Origin of the sequence: Streptomyces sp. NPDC007983, from assembly GCF_042958345.1 — a bacterium.
Classification (GTDB): Bacteria; Actinomycetota; Actinomycetes; order Streptomycetales; family Streptomycetaceae; genus Streptomyces.
Map to the genome: position 1 here is coordinate 117129 of NZ_JBIBJI010000018.1, position 21710 is coordinate 138838.

At 72.0% G+C, this 21710-nt stretch carries 20 protein-coding genes; 12 read left to right on the forward strand and 8 right to left on the reverse strand.

The window, feature by feature from the left end:
- Positions 1 to 10: 10 nt before the first annotated feature.
- Positions 11 to 550 (reverse strand): AAA family ATPase, encoded by a 540-nt coding sequence (locus ACFZCY_RS36890; RefSeq protein ID WP_391183556.1) that lies wholly within the window; start codon positions 548 to 550, stop codon positions 11 to 13.
- Between the two features lie 137 nt (positions 551 to 687).
- Positions 688 to 1890 (reverse strand): cysteine desulfurase-like protein, encoded by a 1203-nt coding sequence (locus ACFZCY_RS36895; RefSeq protein ID WP_391183558.1) that lies wholly within the window; start codon positions 1888 to 1890, stop codon positions 688 to 690.
- A gap of 285 nt (positions 1891 to 2175) precedes the next feature.
- Between ACFZCY_RS36895 and ACFZCY_RS36900 the strand changes: the two genes are divergently transcribed.
- From ACFZCY_RS36900 to ACFZCY_RS36915, 4 genes are all read left to right on the forward strand, one after another.
- Entirely contained in the window at positions 2176 to 3393 is a 1218-nt protein-coding gene (locus ACFZCY_RS36900; protein ID WP_391183560.1) for an AI-2E family transporter, read from the forward strand.
- Between the two features lie 36 nt (positions 3394 to 3429).
- Complete coding sequence (locus ACFZCY_RS36905) at positions 3430 to 3879, forward strand: Rrf2 family transcriptional regulator (protein WP_391183562.1); 450 nt, start codon at positions 3430 to 3432, stop codon at positions 3877 to 3879.
- A gap of 111 nt (positions 3880 to 3990) precedes the next feature.
- Positions 3991 to 5187: a globin domain-containing protein gene (locus tag ACFZCY_RS36910; protein ID WP_391183565.1), complete on the forward strand. Its 1197-nt coding sequence runs from the start codon at positions 3991 to 3993 to the stop codon at positions 5185 to 5187.
- 199 nt (positions 5188 to 5386) lie between these two features.
- Positions 5387 to 6205 carry a class I SAM-dependent methyltransferase gene (locus ACFZCY_RS36915; protein ID WP_391183568.1) on the forward strand — a complete coding sequence of 273 codons (819 nt, stop codon included), beginning with the start codon at positions 5387 to 5389 and terminating at the stop codon, positions 6203 to 6205.
- Here ACFZCY_RS36915 and ACFZCY_RS36920 read toward each other — a convergent pair.
- Positions 6202 to 7008 carry a type II CAAX prenyl endopeptidase Rce1 family protein gene (locus ACFZCY_RS36920; RefSeq protein ID WP_391183570.1) on the reverse strand — a complete coding sequence of 269 codons (807 nt, stop codon included), beginning with the start codon at positions 7006 to 7008 and terminating at the stop codon, positions 6202 to 6204. The genes ACFZCY_RS36915 and ACFZCY_RS36920 overlap by 4 nt on opposite strands.
- Positions 7009 to 7224: 216 nt before the next feature.
- Between ACFZCY_RS36920 and ACFZCY_RS36925 the strand changes: the two genes are divergently transcribed.
- The 4 genes from ACFZCY_RS36925 to ACFZCY_RS36940 all read left to right on the forward strand — a co-directional run bounded on the left by ACFZCY_RS36925 (position 7225) and on the right by ACFZCY_RS36940 (position 11502).
- Positions 7225 to 8475 (forward strand): histidine kinase, encoded by a 1251-nt coding sequence (locus ACFZCY_RS36925; RefSeq protein WP_391183573.1) that lies wholly within the window; start codon positions 7225 to 7227, stop codon positions 8473 to 8475.
- Positions 8472 to 9170, forward strand: a complete 699-nt coding sequence (locus tag ACFZCY_RS36930) for a response regulator (protein WP_391183576.1) — start codon at positions 8472 to 8474, stop codon at positions 9168 to 9170. Before ACFZCY_RS36925 ends, ACFZCY_RS36930 begins: the two co-directional genes overlap by 4 nt.
- Before the next feature lie 76 nt (positions 9171 to 9246).
- On the forward strand, positions 9247 to 10980 hold the full coding sequence (locus tag ACFZCY_RS36935) for a right-handed parallel beta-helix repeat-containing protein (RefSeq protein WP_391183579.1): 1734 nt from the start codon (positions 9247 to 9249) through the stop codon (positions 10978 to 10980).
- Between the two features lie 48 nt (positions 10981 to 11028).
- Positions 11029 to 11502 carry a nuclear transport factor 2 family protein gene (locus ACFZCY_RS36940; RefSeq protein WP_391183677.1) on the forward strand — a complete coding sequence of 158 codons (474 nt, stop codon included), beginning with the start codon at positions 11029 to 11031 and terminating at the stop codon, positions 11500 to 11502.
- 1 nt (position 11503) lies between these two features.
- On the opposite strand, the gene ACFZCY_RS36945 is transcribed toward ACFZCY_RS36940, so the two are convergent.
- Complete coding sequence (locus ACFZCY_RS36945) at positions 11504 to 11671, reverse strand: hypothetical protein (protein ID WP_391183582.1); 168 nt, start codon at positions 11669 to 11671, stop codon at positions 11504 to 11506.
- 179 nt (positions 11672 to 11850) lie between these two features.
- Here ACFZCY_RS36945 and ACFZCY_RS36950 point away from each other — a divergent pair, with 179 nt between their 5' ends.
- A complete protein-coding gene (locus ACFZCY_RS36950; RefSeq protein ID WP_391183586.1) occupies positions 11851 to 13785 on the forward strand; it encodes a glycoside hydrolase family 97 catalytic domain-containing protein in 1935 nt (644 codons plus the stop codon).
- Between the two features lie 150 nt (positions 13786 to 13935).
- The gene (locus ACFZCY_RS36955; protein WP_391183588.1) at positions 13936 to 14508 is read left to right on the forward strand and encodes a YceI family protein; all 573 of its coding nucleotides are present in this window, start codon (positions 13936 to 13938) and stop codon (positions 14506 to 14508) included.
- A gap of 12 nt (positions 14509 to 14520) precedes the next feature.
- Here the strand turns inward: ACFZCY_RS36955 and ACFZCY_RS36960 are convergent, their stop codons facing one another.
- The 4 genes from ACFZCY_RS36960 to ACFZCY_RS36975 all read right to left on the reverse strand — a co-directional run bounded on the left by ACFZCY_RS36960 (position 14521) and on the right by ACFZCY_RS36975 (position 19654).
- Entirely contained in the window at positions 14521 to 15570 is a 1050-nt protein-coding gene (locus tag ACFZCY_RS36960; protein ID WP_391183679.1) for a PHP domain-containing protein, read from the reverse strand.
- A gap of 26 nt (positions 15571 to 15596) precedes the next feature.
- Positions 15597 to 17942 (reverse strand): glycosyl hydrolase family 65 protein, encoded by a 2346-nt coding sequence (locus ACFZCY_RS36965; RefSeq protein ID WP_391183592.1) that lies wholly within the window; start codon positions 17940 to 17942, stop codon positions 15597 to 15599.
- Positions 17939 to 18682: a beta-phosphoglucomutase family hydrolase gene (locus ACFZCY_RS36970; protein WP_391183595.1), complete on the reverse strand. Its 744-nt coding sequence runs from the start codon at positions 18680 to 18682 to the stop codon at positions 17939 to 17941. The genes ACFZCY_RS36965 and ACFZCY_RS36970 overlap by 4 nt, the downstream gene beginning before the upstream one ends.
- Before the next feature lie 75 nt (positions 18683 to 18757).
- Positions 18758 to 19654, reverse strand: coding sequence for a Gfo/Idh/MocA family oxidoreductase (locus ACFZCY_RS36975; protein WP_391183598.1), 897 nt, complete (start codon positions 19652 to 19654; stop codon positions 18758 to 18760).
- Between the two features lie 390 nt (positions 19655 to 20044).
- Here ACFZCY_RS36975 and ACFZCY_RS36980 point away from each other — a divergent pair, with 390 nt between their 5' ends.
- Positions 20045 to 21130 carry a hypothetical protein gene (locus ACFZCY_RS36980; RefSeq protein WP_391183681.1) on the forward strand — a complete coding sequence of 362 codons (1086 nt, stop codon included), beginning with the start codon at positions 20045 to 20047 and terminating at the stop codon, positions 21128 to 21130.
- Positions 21131 to 21205: 75 nt separating this feature from the next.
- Entirely contained in the window at positions 21206 to 21709 is a 504-nt protein-coding gene (locus ACFZCY_RS36985; protein WP_391183684.1) for a MarR family transcriptional regulator, read from the forward strand.
- The last annotated feature ends 1 nt before the right edge of the window (position 21710 follow it).

Consider the following 21710-nt stretch of genomic DNA (forward strand, 5'->3'; position numbering starts at 1 on the left):
GCCGCCGCCGCTACGCGCCGCCGGTCCAGCCGGTGGCGGTCACCAGCTCGCGCGCGATGTCCACCACCAGCCGCCCGTCGGTGGCCACGCGCAGGGTGTCCGCGGGGGCCTGCTCGTCCAGGAGGCGGGCCTTGCGGGCGCTGCCCCGCAGTTCGCGCTCCAGTTCCGAGCCGAGTTCCCGGCCCGTCAGCCGCTCCTCCGCCGTGGCGTCCGAGGCCGTGAGGAGGACGCGGACGATCCGGGCGCCGGGCCCGGTGGCACGCTCGATCATGTCCGTGGTCGCGGGCAGCACGCTCACGGTGTTCGTGTACACCAGGCGCCGGTGGCCGAGTTCGGCGTAGTTGGCCCAGAGGGCCGTCAGGTTGCGTTCGGCGATCTTCGTGCGGTGCGGATCGTCCTCGGGGGCCGGGTGCACCTGGGCCATGAAGTCTCCCTCCAGGATCGCGTGGGGCACCGACGCGGCCCGCAGCTGCGCCGACACCTCCCAGCCGACCGTCGTCTTGCCGACGCCCGCGCGTCCTCCGATGACGAGTACCTCGGTGTGTTCCATGGAGGGAGGGTGTCAGCCGTGGGCCGCCGGGCGCGATGCGTTATCCGGGGCACCGGCGGGTGCGGGCCGACGCGGTGGCACCCGGCACCGTCGATGGCAACACCGACGGCGGTTACGCCCTGCGCTGAGCACGTGTCTCACGACAGAAAGTCCGACAGTCCCTCCAGCAGTCGGTCCACGTCCTCGGTGCTGGTGTAAGGGGCCAGGCCGACGCGGAGCCCGCCGGTGTCGCCGAGGCCCAGCCTGCGGGAGGTCTCGATGGCGTAGAAGGATCCGGACGGTGCGTCCACGCCCCGGCGGGCCAGGTAGCCGTAGGCGTCGGCGGTGTCGCGGCCGTCGATGGTCAGCAGGAGGGTAGAGGTGCGGTCCGCGGCGCGGGAGTGGACCGTGATCGGGTCGAGGGCGGCCAGTCCCTTGTCGATACGCAGCCGCAGCGCGTCCTCGTGTTCTTCGAGGGCCGCGTACGCCGATGCCAGACGTTCGCGGCGGCTGCCGCGCGCCCGCGGGTCCAGTCCGGCGAGGAAGTCGACGGCGGCGCGGGTCCCGGCGAGGAATTCGTACGGCAGGGTGCCCAGCTCGAACCGCTCGGGGATGGCGTTGGTGGAGGGGAGCAGCTTGTCGGGGTGCAAGGTTTCCAGGAGTTCGGGGCGGCTCGCCAGGACGCCGAGGTGGGGGCCGAGGAACTTGTACGGGGAGCAGGTGTAGAAGTCCGCTCCGAGCTGGTCGAGGTCGACGAGGGAGTGGGCGGTGTAGTGCACGCCGTCGACGTACAGCAGCGCCCCGGTGCGGTGGGCGCGCCGGGCGATCTCCGGTATGGCCGGGCGGGTGCCGATGAGGTTGGAGGCGGCGGTGACGGCGACCAGCCGGGTGCGCTCGCTCAGGACGGCGCTGATGTCGTCCGGGGTCAGCTCGCCCGTCGCCGGATCGAAGTCGGCCCAGCGCACGGTGGCCCCGGCCCGGTCCGCGGCCTGGATCCAGGGGCGGATGTTGGAGTCGTGGTCCAGGCGGGTGACCACGATCTCGTCGCCCGGCGACCAGGTCGTGGCGAGCGTACGGGAGAAGTCGTAGGCCAGTTGGGTGGCGTTGCGGCCGAAGACGACCGCGGTGGGGTCCGCGCCGAGCAGGTCGGCCATCGCCTGCCGGGCCGCCGCGACGATCGCCTCGGCGTTGCGCTCCCCCGCCGTGGTCCGGCCCCGGTTGGCCAGCGGATGGGCCAGTGCGTCGGTGATGGCCTCGATGACGGGTATGGGGGTCTGCGTACCGCCGGGCCCGTCGAAGTGGGCCGAACCGGCCTTCAGGGCGGGAAACTGCGCGCGGATGGCGGTGATGTCGTACGTCACGGCAACTCCTTGCTGCGGTGCGGAGGGCGGTCGGCGGATGAGGCACCGTGGTGATCGATTATGGAGTTCGCCAGGGCTGTGGGGAACAGCGCCACAGCCCCCGCCGGTCCGCGGGAGGGGGCTTCGAGGGGCCCGTGGCGGCCGCGGTCGGCTTCGCCGGGCGGAGGCGTGATCAGGCGCGCGCCCGGCCGCCCTGCTTGAATCATCCCATCAGGCACATAACGGGAAGAATGGTCATCCCGTCCCGCCGTGCGGGACCGGGGCGCGGAGGGTGGTGGCACCGGCGTGAGCAGCGAGTCTCCCCCTCCGCCGGAGCGGGCGCGCGGGCGGGAGGGCGGACGGCGCCCGGGGATCCGGCGCGGCGGGCGGGCGCGGTACGCGGCGCTCGGCAACCGTCCACGCCGGGCGCCGAGAGCCGTGGCGCGGATGTCGGCGGGGCCCCGGGGGGCCGGTGCGGACGGCGCGAGCGATCGGGTGCATCCCGGGCTGCGGCTGGCCGCCGCGTACGCATGGCGGCTACTGGCCGTCGGGGTGGCCGTCTATCTGGCGTTCACCGTGCTGGGCCGCTTTCAGCTGGTGGCGGTCGCGGTGTTCCTGGCGCTGGTGGGCACGGCGCTGCTGCGGCCGCTGGCCGATCTGCTGGCCCGCGCGCTGCCCCGGCCGCTCGCGGTGGCGCTGGCGGTGTTCGGGAGCCTGCTGGTGGTGCTGGGGCTGCTGGCGCTGGTGGGCAATGCGGCGGCCAGTGAGGCGGGCAGACTCGTGGGCGAGTTACGCGGCGGGATCGGCCGGATCACGCGCTGGCTGGAGGGGCCGCCGTTCCATGTGCGGCACGGCACCCTGACCGGGCTGCACGACAGGATCGGCTCGTTCCTGTCGGCCCATCGCGCCACGCTCATCAGCAGCGCGCTCAGCAGTGCGGGCCGGATCGTGGAGGCGCTGACCGCGGCGGCCCTGGGGCTGTTCTGCTCGCTGTTCTTCGTGCATTCCGGCGACGGGATGTGGCGGTGGTTCCGCGAGCAGCTGCCGGAGGCGGCCCGCTCCCCATGGGACCGGGCGGGCCGGGCGGCGTGGAGCACCTTCGCGGGGTACACCCGGGGGATCATCCTGGTGGCGGCGGCCAACGCGTCCCTGGTCGGGCTGGTCCTGCTGCTGCTGCGGGTGCCGCTGGCGCTGCCACTGACCCTGCTGGTCTTCTTCGCCACCTTCATCCCGCTGATCGGCTCGCCGATCGCGCTGGCGGTGGCCACGGTGGTGGCCCTGGCCGGGCGGGGACCGGTCATCGCGGCGGTGGTGCTCGCGCTCATCGTCGTGGTCGGGCAGTTCGAGGGGCATGTGCTGCATCCACTGGTGATGAGCTGGGCGGTGCGACTGCATCCGGTGGTGGTGGCGATCTCGGTGATCGCCGGAAGCATCGTGGCGGGGGTGGTCGGCGCGATCGTGGCCGTGCCCATGGTGTCCGTGGCCTGGTCGGTGACCCGTGCGCTGCGGACCCCGCCTCGATAAATTGCATCTCAGATTCGCATTATCTAATCTGGTGTCATGCGGCTGACGAAATCGACCGATCTGGCCCTCCGCGCCATCATGCGACTGGCGGTCACCGGGGCCGAGCCGTGCACCGCGCGGCAGATCGCCGGGGAGATGCGGGTACCGTACAGCCACTTGGCGAAGGTGGCCGCCCGGCTGCAGCACCTCGGCCTCATCGAGACACGACGGGGGCGCGGCGGCGGGCTGGTACTCACCGGGACCGGCCGCACCGCGTCGGTCGGCCAACTGGTCCGGGAGCTCGAAGGGCCCGCCGAGGTGGTCGACTGCGAGGGCGACACCCCGTGCCCGCTCCGGCAGGGCTGCCGGCTGCGGATGGCGCTGCGCCAGGCGCAGGAGGCGTTCTTCTCCTCGCTCGACCCGCTGACGGTCACCGATCTGGTCGACTCCCCCACCGGGCCCGTCCTGCTCGGACTGGTCGGACGGGGCCCCGGGGCGGACCGGTGAACCCGCCGGGGACGCCGAACCGGCCCTCCCCCGCCTGTGTGCCGGTGCTCGCCGCGTCGGGTTTCTTCGCGCCGTTTAATACGAATCTCACGTACCACTTAGGAGCCGGTGATGCTCTCCCAGAAGTCCGCTGACACCGTCCGCGCCACCCTGCCCGCCGTCGGCGCGGCCATCGGGTCCATCACCGACCTGTTCTACCGGAAGCTCTTCGAGGCCCACCCGGAGCTGCTGCGGCACATGTTCAACCGGGGGAACCAGGCCGCCGGAATCCAGCGGCAGGCCCTCGCCGGCGCCGTGGCCGCGTTCGCCACCGCGCTGGTGGAGCACCCCGATGTCCGCCCCGACGCGATGCTGACCCGGATCGCGCACAAGCACGCCTCGCTCGGGGTGAGCCCCGCCCAGTACCCGCTGGTGCACCGTCACCTGTCGGCCGCGATCGCGGAGGTGCTCGGCGACGCGGTCACCGAGGACGTGGCGGCCTCCTGGGACGAGGTCTACTGGCTGATGGCCAATGCCCTCATCGAGATCGAGCGGCGGCTGTACGCCGAGCAGGGCGTGCTGGCGGGCGGGACCTGGCGGCCGTGGGAGGTGACCGAGCGGGTCCAGGAGACCGCGGACGTCGTCACCTTCCGGCTGCGGCCAGCGGACGGCCGCCCGGCACCGGCCTTCAAAGCGGCCCAGTACGTCTCGGTCCAGGTCGAACTGGCGGACGGGGCGCGCCAGATCCGCCAGTACAGCCTGACCAACCCGCCCGGTGCGACGGTGCGCTCCATCACCGTCAAGCATGTGCGCGGCGGTACGGGGCCGGACGGCGAGGTCTCGGGTCATCTGCACGAGCACCTCCGGGAGGGCGATGTGATCAGCGTGTCCGCCCCGTACGGCGACCTCGTGCTCGACGCCACGGACGCACCCCTGCTGCTGGCGTCGGCCGGTATCGGCTGCACACCGATCGTCGCCATGCTGGAGGACCTGGTCGACCGGGGGCACCAGGCCCCGGTCATCGCGGTCCACGCCGACCGCTCCCCCGACGACCACGCGCTGCGCGCCGACCAGGAGCGGCTGGTCACCAAGCTCGCCCAGGGCTCCGCGCACGTCTGGTACGAGCGGCCGGGGGACGACTGGCCGGCCGAGCGCACCGGCCGGGTGGACCTGTCGGATGTCGAGATCCCCGACGGCGTCCATGCCTATCTCTGCGGGCCGCTGGGGTTCATGCGGTCGGTGCGCGCCCAGCTGCTGGAGCGCGGTGTGCGGCCGTCGGCCATCCACTACGAGGTCTTCGGCCCCGACCTGTGGCTCGCCCAGGACTGACCCCGGCTCACCCGACCGCCGCTTTCCGGCCGCCCCCGGCAGCCGCCGGGCCCCGGACCGCGGCGCGAAGGACACGAATGGCCCAGGGTGCGGTCGCCTCGGTCCGGGTACTCGTGGCACGGTACGCAGCACGGATTCCACCCATCCCGGATGAATGCCGGACATGGCCGCCGGTATCCCCGCACTCGACCGAGGAACCATGGATCGCGAAAAGATCACTCTCAGCGGTACGCAGGAGACGATGCTCGCCACGCTGTACGGCAGGGCGGTGGACAGCCGTTCACCGCACTCCGTCCTGGGCGATCACACGGCCCAGGAGGCGGTGGAGCGCGTCGCCTACGACTTCGGCAAGACGGGCATGACGGAGACCACCGCGGTCGGCATCGCGCTGCGGGCCAAACAGCTCGACGACTGGACCGCCGCGTTCCTGGCCGAACACCAGAAGGCGACCGTGCTGCACCTGGCGTGCGGGCTGGACACCCGGGTCCACCGGCTCGACCCGTCATCGTCGGTGCGCTGGCTGGACGTCGACTACCCCGACGTCATCGAGCTGCGCAGGCAGCTGCTCCCGCGGCCTTCGGGCTCCTACGAGATGATCGCCTCCTCGGTGACCGAGGAGGCGTGGCTCCGCGAGGTGCCCGACGACCGGCCGACCGTGGCCGTCTTCGAGGGCCTGACGATGTATCTGCACAAGGAGGAGGGCAAGCGCCTCATCCAGCGGATCACCGAGCGGTTCCCCGGCGGTCAGCTGCTCTTCGACGTCTACGGGTCGCTGGGCATCCGGCTCCAGAAGATGGTTCCGGCGGTGCGCAACGCGGGCGCGACGCTGCACTGGGGATTGGATGATCCGCGTGAGGTCGAGGGCTGGCACGACGGGCTGACGCTGATGGACTCGGTGCGCAGCGTCGACATGCCGGGGATGGAGGCGATGCCCACCGCGGGCAGGATGAGCATGAAGGTGATGGCGCATCTGCCCGGCTTCAAGGACGTGGGCCGCATTCTGCGCTACCGCTTCTAGCTGACAGATGGCGCCACCGGGCGAAGGGGACGCCGGGTGATCCACAGGCTGATCCCCGCCAGGGGGATCGTGGTCAGCACGGTCACGGCGACCGTTCCGAGACCGTCGTCCCCGCTGCCGAGCAGCTGGCCGGTGAGCAGGAAGAGCACCATGTTGTTTCCCGCGTGGGCCAGGCTCGCGGTCCATATCGTGCCGCTGCGCATGAAGAGCCAGGCGAGAATGACTTCCTGACACTGGAAGCTGAGGGTCCACACCAGCAGCCCCAGCAACAGATGCGGGAATTCGACATAGCCGATGAAGGCCAGCGGAAAGTGCCAGGACGCCCAGACGAGCCCGGTGGCGATCATCGATGGCGCCATTCTTCCGCCGAAGAGCCGTGGCCGGAGATAGCTGGTCCAGCCGAACTCCTCACCCCAGTACAGCGGGGTGAGGAGCGGCATCGCCAGCGTCAGGCCGAGCACCGCCGCCCAGCCCGGGACACCGTCCGCGATCTCGTCCAGCGGGCTGAGGTCCGGGCGCCACACGCCCAGCGCGGCCGCGAGCGCCACGGTCACGGCGGCGATCAGCAACGGGCCGAACCAGGCCAGGAGGTAGTAGCGCCAAGCGGACTTCAGCCGGAGCCGGAGCCCCGCGTCGGCGAATCCCTCCCGGGTGACCCAGCGCCGTACGACGAACGCCGCGATGCCGGGGACACAGAAGGCCGGGAGCTGGAGCAGCGGATTCAGTGCGGACAGGCCCATGACTCCGTACGCCACGAACAGCCACAGCCAGGTTCCGGCGAAGGACAGGGCGAGGTACGCCACAATCCCTCTGGTTTTCGATGACATCAACGCACATGCCTTTCGTGAGTCATGACGGGGCGGCGCGGAAAGCCGCGGAAGAACGCTGGATCAGGCTGCCGTCCGGCGGCGTGCGGACGCATCGCTGCCGAGAGCGAATTCCCCGTCCCCCGGCATCGCGAGGGCGGCTGGCTCTTTCGGGGGAGGCGGTGCGCTCCGGGCGCCGGTAGCGTTCGGGCCATGCGCACACTGATGCGCCCGCTTTTCGATGGCGCCACTTATCGGAGTTGGGCTTACGCGTTTCTCGGAGCGGCACTGAGTGTGCCGCCGCTGGTGGTGGCGGTGGTGTCGGCGCCGCCCGGGTGGCCGCTGCCCGGCCGTATCGCGGGCTTCACGCTCGCGCTCGTCGTGGCGATCGCCGTCATGGGCGGTCCTCGCGCGGCGCGCCGCGGATGCGTCGCGCTGGCCAATCGGTGGCTCGGCACCGAACTGCCCGCACCGGCCGCCGCGTCGCCCCGGTCCCGGTGGGCCGACCGGGCGCGGACGGCGGCCTGGCTGGTGCCGCACGCGGCGGTGGGCGTGGCGGCGACGACGGTGACCGGGGCGCTTGCCTTCGCCGCCGTCATCTTTCCGGCCGTATGGCTGGACGGCGGGGGCCGGGTCGACGTCCTCGGGGGCCACGTCACCGTGCGGGCGGGCGTGGCGGGAGCGTGGTGCGCCGTCGTCACCGCCCTGTGTCTGCTGCTGGCCGCGTACGTGACCGCGGCCGCCGCCGCGGGGCTCCGGCTGCTGGCTCCGGTCCTCCTCGACCACCTGCCCGCCGAGCGGGCCGCCGCCGCCGAGGAGCGGGCGCGCCTGCTGGCCGGGCGCAACCGGCTGGCGCGGGAGCTGCACGACTCCATCGGGCATACGCTGACCGCCTCCACCATCCAGGCGGCGGTGGCGAGCGAACTGCTGGAGCGTGACCCGGTGGCGGCCCGGCGCGCCCTGAACACCATCGAGGAGACGGCCCGCGCGGCGATGGACGACCTCGACCATGTCCTCGGCGTCCTGCGGGAACAGCACGCGCCCACCGCTCCCGCGCGCACCCTCGCCGACCTCGGCACGCTCGCGGAGTCGGTGCGCCGGGCGGGCGCAGTGCTGGAGATGACGGCCGAGGGCGCCCTGGACCGCGTCCCGGCGACCGTGTCCCGCGAGGCGTACCGCATCGTCCAGGAGGGGCTGACCAACGCGCTGCGGCACGGCGCCAAGGCGGGCATCACGCTGCGGGTCGCCGCCCGCGACGGCCTGCTGGAGGTGGAACTCGTCAACCCGTTGGGCGGCGGGGCGCGCTTCCGCCGGGGCGAGCGGCCGCGTCAGGGGCTGGCCGGGATCGCTGACCGGGTACGGCTGCTGAACGGCGAGGTGTCCGCCGGGCCGGTGGACGACCCCGGGGACGGGGGCGCCCGGTGGCGGCTGGTGGCGCGACTGCCGCTGGGGGCCGCGCGATGACCACCGTGAACGCCGGTGGGGCGCCGGACGGGGCCACGACTGCCGGCCGTACGGTGCGCGTGCTCATCGTGGACGACGAGGAACTCACCCGTACCGGACTGCGGACCCTGCTGTCCACGAAGCCCGATCTCACCGTGGTCGGCGAGGCCGCCGACGGGTCCGAAGTGCTGCCGCTGGTGGACGCGTGGCGGCCCGATGTGGTGCTGATGGACGTGCGGATGCCCACCGTCAACGGCATCGAGGCCACGCGGCGGCTGCGGGCCGCGTCGGCGGAGCCGCCGAAGGTCATCGTCATCACCACCTTCGAGAACGACGAGTATGTCTACGACGCCCTGGAGGCCGGGGCCAGCGGGTTCATCCGCAAGCGGGCCCCGGCCCAGCAGATCGCCCATGCCATCCGGCTGGTGGCCAGCGGGGATTCGGTCCTCTTCCCCGAAGCCGTCGCCCGTCTGACCACCGGACGTCCGGTGCGGCGGGAGGCCGCGGAGCGGGTGGCGGCGCTCACCCGGCGGGAGGCGGAGATCCTTCAGCTGATGGCGGAGGGGCTGACGAACCAGCAGATCGCGGGGGCTCTGACGGTGAGCCTGGAGACCGTCAAGACGCATGTGGGCAATGTGCTGACCAAGCTGGGTGCCGGGAATCGGACCCAGGCGGTGATCCTGGCCTTCGAGGCGGGACTCGCGCCACGACGGTGAGAAAGCGGTTGCGTCATCAAGTCGCTTGCGCGCCAGACACCTTGACACCACTGATGACAGCGCTTTCTATGGCGTGATGACCTCTGGACGACGCTCCGTCAGACCCGGCCGACGGCCACTCGGCCTGCTCACGGCCGCCGCCCTCGGCGCCGCCGCCACGCTCACGGCGCTCCCCGCCCCCGCGTCCGCCTCCGCCCCCGTCGCCTCCGGGCGGGCCTCGGGCACCACCTACTACGTCGACTCCCGCTCCGGGAACGACGGCGCGTCCGGCACCAGCACCCGCGCCGCGTGGCGCAGCCTGGAGCGGATCGGCCGGACGACGTTCCGGCCGGGTGACCGTGTCCTGCTGAAGGGTGGCGGTTCCTGGAAGGGTCAGCTGTGGCCGAAGGGCTCGGGCGAGAAGAACCGCCCCATCACGATCGGGCGTTACGGTACCGGGCCCAAGCCCCGCATCCGTGGGGAGGGCACCGTCGATGACGCGGTGCGGCTGTTCAACCAGGAGTACTGGGAGATCCGTGACCTCGACGTCAGCAACGCGCTGCCCGCCACGGAGACACCCGGGGAGAATCTGCGCGATCTGCGCGGCATCCATGTGTCGGGGGACGACTCACGGCAGCTGGACCACTTCGTGATCGACAGGGTCGATGTCCACGACGTCACCGGCGAGGTGAACTGGATCAGCGGCGACACCGCGGGCAACGCCCCGGGGGTGCGCTTCAAGACCGGATGGGACCGGTCGAAGAAGACCGGCGGCATCGTCTTCGACACCACGGTGCCCGACATCACCGCGCCGCCCGCCACCCCGACCGTGCTGCACGACGTACGGGTGCAGAACTCCACGGTGCGCGACACCTCGTTCGCGGGCATCGTCGTGAAGCAGTACACCGGCGACCTGAAGGACGCGGACGGCGACCCGGTCGCCCGGCCGACCGGCTGGGGCACCCGGACCTCGGCGTCCGACACCACGTTCACCCCGCACACGGACATCACCATCCGGAACAACCACATCTCCCAGGGCGGCACCGCCTACGGCTGCAACGCGATGTATCTGACCAACGTGCGCGGCGCGGTGGTCGAGCGCAATGTGGTCGACCAGGCGGGGACGTCGGGCATCGAGGCGTACTACGCGGACGACGTGGTGATCCAGCGCAACGAGGTGTACCGGACGGAGCGGAAGGCCGGGGGCGCGGACTCCAACGGCATCGACGCGGACAAGGGCACCACGCGGGTGGTCATCCAGTACAACTTCGTCCACGACAACGGCGATGGGATCCTGCTCTGCCAGTTCGCCTTCGGCGACGTCGTGGTGCGGTACAACGTCCTGAACGGGAACTCGCGATATCCGCTGTATCTGCACTCGGACAAGGCGGCGTCGGCCGAGGTCTACAACAACACCGTGCACAACCCGGCGAGCAGGTACCTCGTCTACGGCTACGGCTCCTCGCTGAACGCCCGCTACAACCTGCACGACAACGCGTTCTCCTCGGCGGTCGCCGACGCGACCCTGACGACCAGTCCGACCATCACCTACGACCGCAACTTCTACGGCGGCGCCCCGCTGCCGGTACCCGCCACCGACGCACACGCCCGCACCGGCGACCCGCTGTTCGTCAACCCGGCCGTGTCCGGCCCGTACGGCACCCCCGCCAGCGGACCGCGGTTGCGCACCGGCCTGGCCTTCGCTCCCCGGCCGGGCTCCCCTCTGATCGACACCGGCGCCCCCACCCCCGACAACGGCGGCCGCGACTACCGAGGCACTCCGCTCTACCACGGCGCCCCCGACATCGGTGCGATCGAGGGCCCGCGTTAATCGCTGCCGTTCGCCGGTGGTGCCTCGTACCGTGAGGACATGACGGAGATGGAGAGCGACATCCTCGATCCGATGGAGCGGCTGATCGCCGAACGGGCTTGTGAGCGGCTGATCGTGGAGTTCCTGTGGCGGCTCGATCTGGGGGAACCGGGCACGGTGGCGGAGTTGTTCACCGCCGACGGGACGTGGGAGTGGCCCGCCGGGGATCGGCTGGTGCGGGGGCGGGACGCGCTGCGGGAGTATTTCGCGTCGCGGCCGGCGGACCGGCTGTCGCGCCGGGTGTGTTCGAACGTCCTGGTCACGGTGGACTCCGCGACGACGGCCGGTGCGACGTCGTATTTCGCGACGTACCGGGTCGACGGCTATCGCGGGGGCATCGTCCCGTCGCGGCCGCCGGTCAACGTGGGGCACTACGAGGACGTGTACCGCCGGGTGGAGGGGCGGTGGCTGCTGGCCTCGCGGACCACGCATCTGGCCTTCGGCGGGGACACGGAGCGGCTCGGGGGCGCGGAGCGGGACTGAGTCAGCGGTCCTCCGCTTCCGCGCCGCAGCGCCGGCAGCGGTCGAAGGGGGCGGTGTCCTGGAGGGCGCCGCACGCGGCGCAGACGCGGTCCAGCCAGCAGGCGGCGTCCCCGCCCTCCGGTTCGGCGGGGGCGGGGGCCGAGGGCTGCCGGGGTTCTGTGTCGCTCATCGTCGATGTCCCTCTCTCGCCGGGCCGTTGGTCGGGGTATCAGGATCCCATGCGACATCCCATGCGACGGATAGATCGGACCTATGTGAGCGAGACGGGGCCTTGATGGGGCAATGTTCGGCCTCAACCCTCCCCAGTTGTCGGATGAATCGGTAACGTGTCCGCCTCGGGAGGCAAATATGGAGAGATCTGTCAGACGCTCCACCCTGGTCCTTCTCCTCTGCGGCGCACTGGCCATGACGTTGTTCGTCACGGGCCCGGCGCGCGCGAAGGGGCAGGCGAAGGACTCCGCGTGGACGGTGAGCGGCCCCTTGCCGAACGGGGCATCCCCACGCACGGACTCCGGTCCGCTCGCCCGGTTACGGCTCGACCGGGCCTCGGGTGCGCTGACGCTTCAGGTGTCCCGAGGCGGTCGTACGGTGGTCGAGCCCTCGCCCGTGGGCATCGTCACCGAGCGGGCGGACCTGTCGCGCGGGCTGAGGTTCCTGGGCCGCAGCGACCGCACGGTGGCCGGGCGGTACCGGTCCACGGTCGGCAAGGAGCGCTCGCGCGCATACCGCATGACCGAGGCGCGCTTCCGGTTCCGGGGCAGCGGCGGCGCCCGGCTGGACGTGCTGGTGCGGGTGTCCCGCGACGGGGTCGCCTATCGCTACGTCCTGCCGTCCGGCAGCGGTGATGTGCTGGGCGAGACCTCGGCGTTCACGCTGCCCGCGGACGCGGACGCGTGGCTCGGCACGTACCGCAAGGACAACGAGAACCTGTTCAAGCAGTACACCGCGGCGACCGCGCCCACCGGCGAGTACATGGCGCAGGCCCTGTTCGAGACGGGCGGCGTGTACACCCTGATCGCCGAGTCGGACCTGACCGGCCGCTACTCCGCCGCCCGACTGGTGCACGAGGAGGGCAGCCCGACGTACCGCGTCGGGCTGTGGGACCAGCGGGTCGAGTCCGACGGTGCGTATCGCACCCCGTGGCGCGCGATGGTCGTGGGCGATCTGGCGACCGTCACCGAGTCCACCTTCACCGATGATCTGGCTCCGGCGTCGAAGGTCGCCGACACCTCGTGGATCCGGCCGGGGCCCGCGCTGTGGACCTGGCTGGCGGGCGGGCGCCCGGCCGGGCAGAGCCTGTCGATGCAGAAGGGGTACGTGGACTACGCGGCGCAGCGCGGCTGGCCGTATGTGGTGGTGGACGCGGGCTGGTACTTCGACCCGGAGCAGTGGGACGTCACCGACCCCGACTGGCAGCGCAACAGCTGGATCCCGGAGCTGGTCCGGTACGCCCGGGAGCGGAAGGTCGGCATCCAGGTCTGGATCCACCACCGCGATCTGGACACCGCGGAGGAGCGGGAGCAGTGGCTGCCGACCCTGGAGAAGTGGGGCGTGAAGGGGGTGAAGATCGACTTCATGGACTCCGAGGCCCAGGAGACGCTGCGCTGGTACGACGAGATCCTTCCGGCCACCGCGGCCCACCATCTGCTCGTCAACTTCCATGGCTCGACCATCCCCAAGGGCATTCAGCGCACCTGGCCGCAGGTGATGTCGATGGAGGGCGTCAACGGCGAGGAGAAGCGGGTGAACACCCCGGAGCACCTGGCCACGCTTCCCTTCACCCGCAATGTCATCGGCTCGATGGACTTCACCCCGGGCGCCTTCCAGCGCGCCGAGCGCCCCAACGCGGCCTCGGACGCCGGTGAGCTGGGCCTGTCGGTGCTGTACGAGTCGGGGATCCAGAACCTGGCGGGCACTCCGGAGTCGTACGACGCCCGTCCGCGGGCCCGTCGCTTCCTGGAGCAGATACCCGCCTCCTGGGACGACACCCGGCTGCTGGCGGGGCGACCCGGGGAGAGCGCCGTGCTCGCGCGGGCGAAGGGCGGGCGCTGGTTCATCGGCGGCACCTTCACCGGCGAGGCGCACACCGCCGCCGTGCCGCTGCGGCTGGGCGGGGGGAACTGGCTGGTCGATCTCGTCCTCGACGGGGCGGACGGCCTGGTGCGCGAGCCACGGGTGGTGCGCGGCGGGGACACCGTGTCCGTCCCGGTGGTGAAGGACGGCGGATTCGCCGCGATCGCCTGCCGCTGGCGGCCCGGCGTCACCAGCTGCGACCGGTCCTGACCGCGCATTGACGCACCCGCATCCGCCCCCGCGCCGGATCCGGCGCGGGGGCGGATGCGGGTGCGGAGCGGCGGATCCCGCGCGTCTGACGCATGATCGTTCCAGAGCGACCGAGCGGATCACACGTCAGGAACACGTCAGGAAGCGGATATGGCGATCACCAGATGGTTCTTCGAGCCCGGCCACACGGGCGCCGAATTCAAGGCCAGGCACATGATGGTCACGTACGTGCGCGGGCAGTTCAAAAACATTCAGGGATCGATCGAGGTGGACCCCGACAAGCCGGAGGACGCCCGGATCGAGGCGACCATCGACGCGACACAGGTGTACACGGGGCAGCCGCAGCGGGACGCCCATCTGCGCAGCGCGGACTTCTTCGACGTCGCGCACCATCCGACGTGGACGTTCACCGGCACGGGCGTCACCCAGCTGAGCGAAACCGAGTTCGAGGTCACGGGCGATCTCACGGTGCGCGGTGTCACCCACCGGGTGCCGCTGCACGTGGCCTATCTGGGGCAGTGGGGCACGCCCTGGTGGGAGGACGACCGGGACCTGGGGCCGAGGCAGCGGGCGGGCTTCCTCGCCACCGGCCGGGTCAACCGGCATGACTTCGGGGTGTCCTGGAACGACACGGTGGACCGGGGCGGGGTCGTGGTGAGCGACATGGTCGACATCACCGTCGACGTCGAGGCCGTGCTCGACCCCTCGGGCACGCGGTCCTGAGCAACGGAACCGCTAAGGACCCGGAGGCCTGCGGGTGCGGGTCCACTCCCCCAGCTGCCGGGCCGTCCAGGTGTTGATGATCCGCTCCTTCGGCACGCCGCATTCCACCGCCCGGGTGCATCCGTTGATCTGCCAGTCGAGCTGACCGGGCGCGTGGGCGTCGGTGTCGACCGAGAAGAACGTCCCCGCCCGGACCGCCTCCCGGAGCAGCCGCCGCGGCGGGTCCAGCCGCTCCGGTCTGCAGTTGATCTCCACGGCGGTGCCCGACTCCGCGCAGGCCGCGAAGACCTCCGCGGCGTCGAACGCCGACTCGGGCCGCTTGCCGCCCAGCAGCCGCCCCGTACAGTGCCCCAGCACATCGACGCGCGGATCGCCGACCGCGGTCACCATCCGTCGGGTCATCGGGCGGGCGTCCATCCGCAGCTTGGAGTGGACGGAGGCCACCACCAGGTCCAGCCGGTCCAGCAGTTCGGGCTCCTGGTCCAGCGAGCCGTCGGCCAGGATGTCGACCTCGATCCCGGTCAGCAGCCGGAAGGGCGCCAGCGTCTCGTTGAGCGCCGCCACCACGTCCAGCTGCTCGCGCAGCCGGTCCGGCGAGAGTCCCCGGGCAACGGTCAGCCGCGGGGAATGGTCCGTCAGCACGGCCCAGTCATGCCCCAGCCGGGCGGCCGTACGGGCCATCAACTCGATCGGAGAACCGCCGTCGGACCAGTCCGAATGCAGATGGCAGTCGCCGCGCAGCGCGGCCCGCAGCTCGTCCGCGGCGGCCTCGGGCCCACGCTCCTCGGGACCGCCTGGACCGCCCTCCCCGGGACCGGCTTCCAGCTTCCGCAGATAGCCGGGCACCTCACCCCTGAGCGCTTCCTTGACCACCTGTGAGGTCTTGGGGCCGAGGCCCTTGAGCGAGGCGAGGGTGCCCGCCGCCACCCGTCGTTCCACCTCTTCCGCGGACAGCCCGGCGAGCACCGCCTGAGCGGTACGGAAGGCACGCACACGATAGGTGGGTGCCTGCTCGCGCTCCAGCAGGAACGCGATCCGGTCCAGAGCCGTCAGCGGGTCCACCACGCCTCCATTGTCGTCGCGGTGCCTCAGGCGCGCCGGTCCGGGCGGCGGCCCGGGGGCTGCCGGGGCTCGGCGCGGGCGGTCTGTTCGGGCACGTCACACCTCTGGGGCGCCTTGTCGGAGACGGTGATGGGCCGGCCGTAGTGCTGGATCTCCAGCGGGGCACCCTCGACCAGGGTGTAGGTGACGGTGAGGTCGGTGATCTCCACCCGCAGCCGCCGTCGCAGCACCTGCACGCTGAAGGCCAGCCGGGCCAGCTTCTCCGGCAGCTTGGGCGAGAAGCACAGGCTGCCCTCGCGGTACCGCATCCCGCCGAACCCGGCGACCAGCGCCATCCAGGTACCGGCCAGCGAGGCGATGTGCAGGCCGTCGCGGGTGTTGTGCTCCAGGTCCCGCAGGTCCATCAGGGCCGCCTCGCCCAGGTAGTCGTAGGCGAGCCGCAGATGGCCCACCTCGGCGGCCATGACCGCCTGGGCGCAGGCGGACAGGGAGGAGTCCCGGACGGTCAGGCGCTCGTAGTAGGCGAAGTTGCGGGCCTTCTCCTCGTCGGTGAAGCACTCGCCGCGCATATACATGGCCAGGGCCAGGTCCGCCTGTTTGACCACCTGTTTGCGGTACAGGTCGAAGTAGGGGAAGTGGAGCATGAGGGGGTACTGGCTGGGGTGGGTGTTCTGGAAGTCCCACTCCTGGTGGTCGGTGAAGTCGGCCGACTGTTCATGGACGCTCAGCGTCTTGTTGTACGGGACCGTCATGGCCTCGGCCGCGTCCCGCCAGGTCGCGGCCTCCTCGTCGTCGGCGCCCAGCGCCAACCCCTTGTCCGGGTGGCGCTCCACGACGTCCGCCGCGGCGCGCAGGTTCGACTGGGCCATGAGGTTGGTGTAGATGTTGTCGTCCGCGATGGCGCTGTACTCGTCCGGACCGGTCACCCCGTCGATGTGGAAGCGGCCGTGGTGATCGTGGTGGCCCAGGGAGCGCCACAGCCTGGCGGTCTCCACCAGTATCTCCACCCCGGTCTCGCGTTCGAACTCCTCGTCGCCGGTGGCGGCGACGTAGCGCACCACGGCGTCGGCCACATCGGCGTTGATGTGGAAGGCGGCCGTGCCGGCCGGCCAGTACGCGGAGCACTCGGAGCCGTCGATGGTGCGCCAGGGAAAGGCGGCCCCTTCATGGCCCAGCTGGCGCGCCCGCTCCCGGGCGGCGGGCAGGGTGGACTGGCGCCAGCGCAGCGCCTGGGCGACCGCCTCGGGGTAGGTGTAGTTCAGCAGTTGCAGGACGAAGGTGTCGGCGTCCCAGAAGGAATGTCCGTCGTAGCCGGAGCCGGTGAGGCCCTTGGCGGGGATGGCGCGTTCCTCGGCGCGCGCGCCGGCCTGCAGGACGTGGAAGATGCCGAACCGTACGGCCTGCTGGATCTCGGCGTCGCCCTCGACCTCGACGTCGGCGCGGGCCCAGAAGTCCTCCAGCCAGGCGCGCTGCTGTTCGACCAGGCCCTCCCAGCCGGTGGAGGCGGCTCCGGCGAGCGCCGCCTCGACCTGGTCGCGTACGGCGGGCAGTGAACGGGTGCCGGACCAGCCGTAGGCGACCAGCTTCTCCAGCCGTAGCGTCTCGCCCGGTTTGAGGACGGAGGTGACGGTGAGGCGGGCGACGTCGTCGGCGCTTTCACTGACGTGACGGGTGGGCGACGGCCCGGTGATCAGGTGATCGGCGGCGGCGCCGACCCGCAGCCGGCTGGCCTTGGTGCAGTGGATCAGCCGCAGCCGCTTGTCGACGGCGGCGTGCTCCTCCGGTTCCAGCGGGCTCTCCAGCGCGGAGGCGACCCGGGGGTCCCCGCCGCGCTCCGGCAGCTGCTCGTTGGCGACCAGTTCGGACTGGACGACGACACGGATCTCGGCGTCCAGCGCCTCCACCTCGTAGGCGATCGCGGCGATGGACCGCTGGGTGAGGGAGACCAGCCGGGTCGAGCGGACGCGCACGCTGGTTCCCGACGGGGAGGTCCATTCGCAGGTGCGGTGCAGCAGGCCGGCCCGCAGGTCGAGCACGCGCTCGTGGGAGCGGAGCCGCCCGTAGCGCAGGTCGAAGGGCTCGTCGTCCACCAGCAGCCGGATGACCTTGCCGTTGGTGACGTTGATCATGGTCTGGCCGGCTTCGGGATAGCCGTATCCGGCCTCCGCGTACGGCAGCGGGCGCAGCTCGTGCACACCGTTGAGGTAGGAGCCGGGCAGTCCGTGCGGCTCGCCCTCGTCGAGGTTGGCGCGCCAGCCGACATGGCCGTTGGAGAGCGCGAACACCGACTCGCTCTGCGGCAGCAGATCGAGGCGGAGCGCGGTCTCGCGCAGCTGCCAGGGATCGACGGCGTACGAGGAATCGGTGATCACGAGGGGCCCTCCAGCAGCTCGGCGAGATCCTTGACGACGATGTCGGCGCCGTGTTCGCGCAGCGCGTCGGCCTGGCCGACCCGGTCCACTCCGACGACGTAGCCGAAGCGGCCGGCGCGACCCGCCTCCATGCCCGCCAGGGCGTCCTCGAAGACGGCCGCCTCGGCGGGGGCGGCACCCAGTTCCCGGCCGGCCTCCAGGAAGGTGTCCGGGTTCGGTTTGCCCGGGAGCCCCCGCTCGGCGGCGACCACGCCGTCGATCCGCACCTCGAAGAGATGCTCGATACCGGCGGCGACCAGCACGTCGCGGCAGTTGGCGCTGGAGGAGACGACCGCGGTGCGCAGCCCGGCGGCGCGCACGGCCTCGGCGAAGCGCACCGATCCGGGGTACGCCTCGACGCCGTCCTCCCGGATCTTCTCCAGGACGAGGATGTTCTTCCGGTTGCCGAGCCCCTGGACGGTGTCCTTGTCGGGCGGGTCGTCCGCGCTGCCCTCGGGGAGGTCGATGTCCCGGGAGGCCAGGAAGGTGCGTACGCCGTCGGCGCGCGGGCGGCCGTCGACGTACTCGTCGTAGTCGGTGGTCTTGTCGAAGGGGCGGAAGGAGGGTCCGTCGCGGCGTCGCAGGAACTCGTCGAACATCTGCTTCCACGCCGCCGCGTGCACCACGGCGGTCCGGGTCAGTACTCCGTCGAGGTCGAACAGGCAGGCCCCGATGCCCGCCGGCAGGCAGAGCTTGGTCATGGCTCCCGGTTCCCCAGCGTCCGCCGGAATATGCGGCGCGGTCTCCGGCGACCGGCGGCGGTCGCGGGGAACGCCTCAGCCCGGTACGGCCGTGCGGCCCTCGCGGCGGGAGCGGTCGGCGGCCTCCAGCACGGCGACCACCTCGCGGCCGAACCGCACGTCGCAGGGGTCGGGCACGCCGTCCCGGGCGCCGGCCAGCAGCCGGTCGACGGCCGTGGTGAACGCCTCCACCGCCGTGGTCCCGGGGTCGGGCACCTCGGCCGTCCCCTGTTCCCCGTAGAAGTCGCAGCCGAAGCCGACGGCGGCGGGCCGGGCGTCCAGGGTGAGCGCGAGGGTGCCGACCGCGCCGGAGCGGTGCCGCAGCAGTACGTGCGCGGCGCCACGCGGTCCGTCGAGGGCGGTGACCTCGGCCACCGGGCCCAGCACCGGCAGCAGCAGCGACAGAGCGTGCGGACCGACGTCCCACAGCCCGCCGCGTTCGCGGCGCCAGGGGGAGCCGCCGTAGGGGCTGCCGGACCGGAATATGGAACCGAAGCCGGTGGCCCGGCCGCCGTCCCAGCCCCCGGCCGCCGCGGCACGGTCCAGGAACGACGCGACGGGCGCGGCGAAGCGGCGGGTGAAGAAGACCACCGAGGCCGACGAACGCTCCTCGGTGGCCGCCACGATCCGGTCGGCGGCAGCGGTGGTGAAGGCCAGCGGCTTGTCCAGCAGCAGATGGCGCCCGGCCAGGGCGGCACGCTCGGCGAGGCCGCTCTGGATGTCCGGCGGGAGGGCGACGGCGACCGCGTCGACGTCGGCGATCAGCGCGTCGGCGTCGGCATAGGCGCGGGTGCCGTAGCGGTCCGCCAGCGCCGCCGCCCTGGCCTGGTCGCGGCCCCAGATCCCGGCCAGTTCCGCGTCGGGGTGCGCGGCGAGCGCCGCGCCGTGGGTCTCGGCCGCCCAGTGTCCGGTGCCCAGCAGTCCGAAGCGCATCCTTCCCGCCCTTTCGCCGGTCGGCCGCGGGGCGCTCCCGCGGCCGGCCGCGATCCTACGCCGCCGCTCCGGGCGCGTCGTCGGCCACCGGCGGTACGCCGCTCACCTGCTTGGACGTGGGCGGGTGCCGGTGGGCGGGGGCGGTGACAATCTTGGGCCGACGGCCCCACCGCAGTCCGGCACGGCCGCGCTCCCCTCACCGCTGGAGGACCTTCCGTGGCCAGCCCGACCCGCCGCCCGAGCCGCACGACACCGGGCCGTGCGACACGGCTTTCCCCGGGACGCCGCCTCCCCGCGCCGCGCGTGGTCGCGGCGCTGCTGCTGTGCTGCGGGGTGGTCCCGGCGTGTGCCTCCTCCTCCGAGCACGCCTCCCATCCGCGGAAGTCGGCGATGCCGCACCACTCGGCCGGGGTGCGGTCCGCGGCCGGGAAGGCGGCCCGGGCGCGTCTGCTGCCGGGCATGCCGCCGCCACTCGATCCGCGCGACCTGTACGCGGCGGACCGGCCGGGCAAATTGTCGCGGGCGGTGAAGGGCTTTCCGTCGCGGGTGTACGTGCCCAACACCCTGTCGGACACGGTGAGCGTGATCGACCCGAAGACGTACAAGGTGGTGCGCACCGTCCGGGTCGGCCACCAGCCGCAGCATGTGGTGCCGTCGTGGGATCTGAAGACGCTGTGGGTCAACAACGACCTCGGCAACAGCCTCACCCCGATCGATCCCGCGACCGGCCGGGTGGGCCGCCCGGTGGACGTCCACGATCCGTACAACCTCTACTTCACCCCGGACGGCAAGCATGCCGTGGTGATGGCCTCCAAGGACCGGGCCCTGGTGTTCCGGGACGCGCACACCATGCGGGTGGTGAAGTCGGTGCCGGTGACGTGCCTCGGCGTCAACCACGCGGACTTCTCCCCCGACGGGCGCTACTTCATCGTCAGTTGCGAGTTCTCCGGCGAGCTGCTGAAGGTGGACACGGCCCGGATGAAGGTGGTGGCCAAGCAGCGGCTGCCGCTCGCGGGGGCCATGCCGCAGGACGTCAAGATCTCACCGGACGGGAAGACCTGGTACGTCGCCGACATGGTGGCGAACGGGGTGTGGGTGCTGAACGGGGACACCTTCGGCCGCCCCCGGCTGCTGCCCACCGGCAAGGGCACCCACGGCCTCTACGTCAGCCGGGGCTCCCGCACCCTCTACATCTCCAACCGCGGCGAGGGCACGATCTCCCTGCTGTCCTTCAAGACCGGCAAGCTCACCGGCCGCTGGCGGCTGCCCGGCGCCACCAGCCCCGACATGGGCGGGGTGTCCTCCGACGGCAAGGTGCTGTGGCTCTCGGGCCGCTACAACGGCGAGGTGTACGCGATCGACACCCGCACCGGGCGGCTCCGCGCCCGGATCCCGGTGGGCGGCGGCCCGCACGGACTCGCCGTCTATCCGCAGCCGGGCCGCTACTCCCTCGGCCACACCGGCATCTTCCGCTGAGCCCGGCGGAATCGCCCGGCGCCGGTGTATAGCCCGTCTATATAGACCCGTGATACATATGTACGTGTGGAGTACATGCATCAGTCCGGCTCGCCGGAAACCCCGGGCACCGAGGTCACCGAGGCCCGTGAGGAGGTCGCGGAGGCGCTGGAGCGGCTGGCGTTTCTCGCGGTGCGTCATCTGGCCACCCGGGACATCAGCTTCACCGCCGCCTCCACGCTCGGCCGCCTGGACCGGGAGGGCCCGGCCCGGCTCACCGCACTCGCCGCCGACGAGGGCGTCAGCCAGCCCTCGATGACCCAGCTGATCCAGCGGCTGGAGCGGCAGGACCTGGTGACCCGGGTCGACGATCCGCACGACGGGCGCGTGGTGCTGGTGGCCATCACCGACGGCGGGCGCGCACTGCTCGCCGAACGGCGCCGCGACCGCACCGCCCGGCTGGCCGGGCTGCTCGCCACCCTGCCCCCCGAGGACGAACAGGCACTCGCCACCGCCGTCCGCGCCGCAGCCCCCGCCCTCCGGCGGCTGGCGACAGGCGCGGGGCGGACCCGCAGGCCCCCGGGGGGTTCCGCTTCCTGAA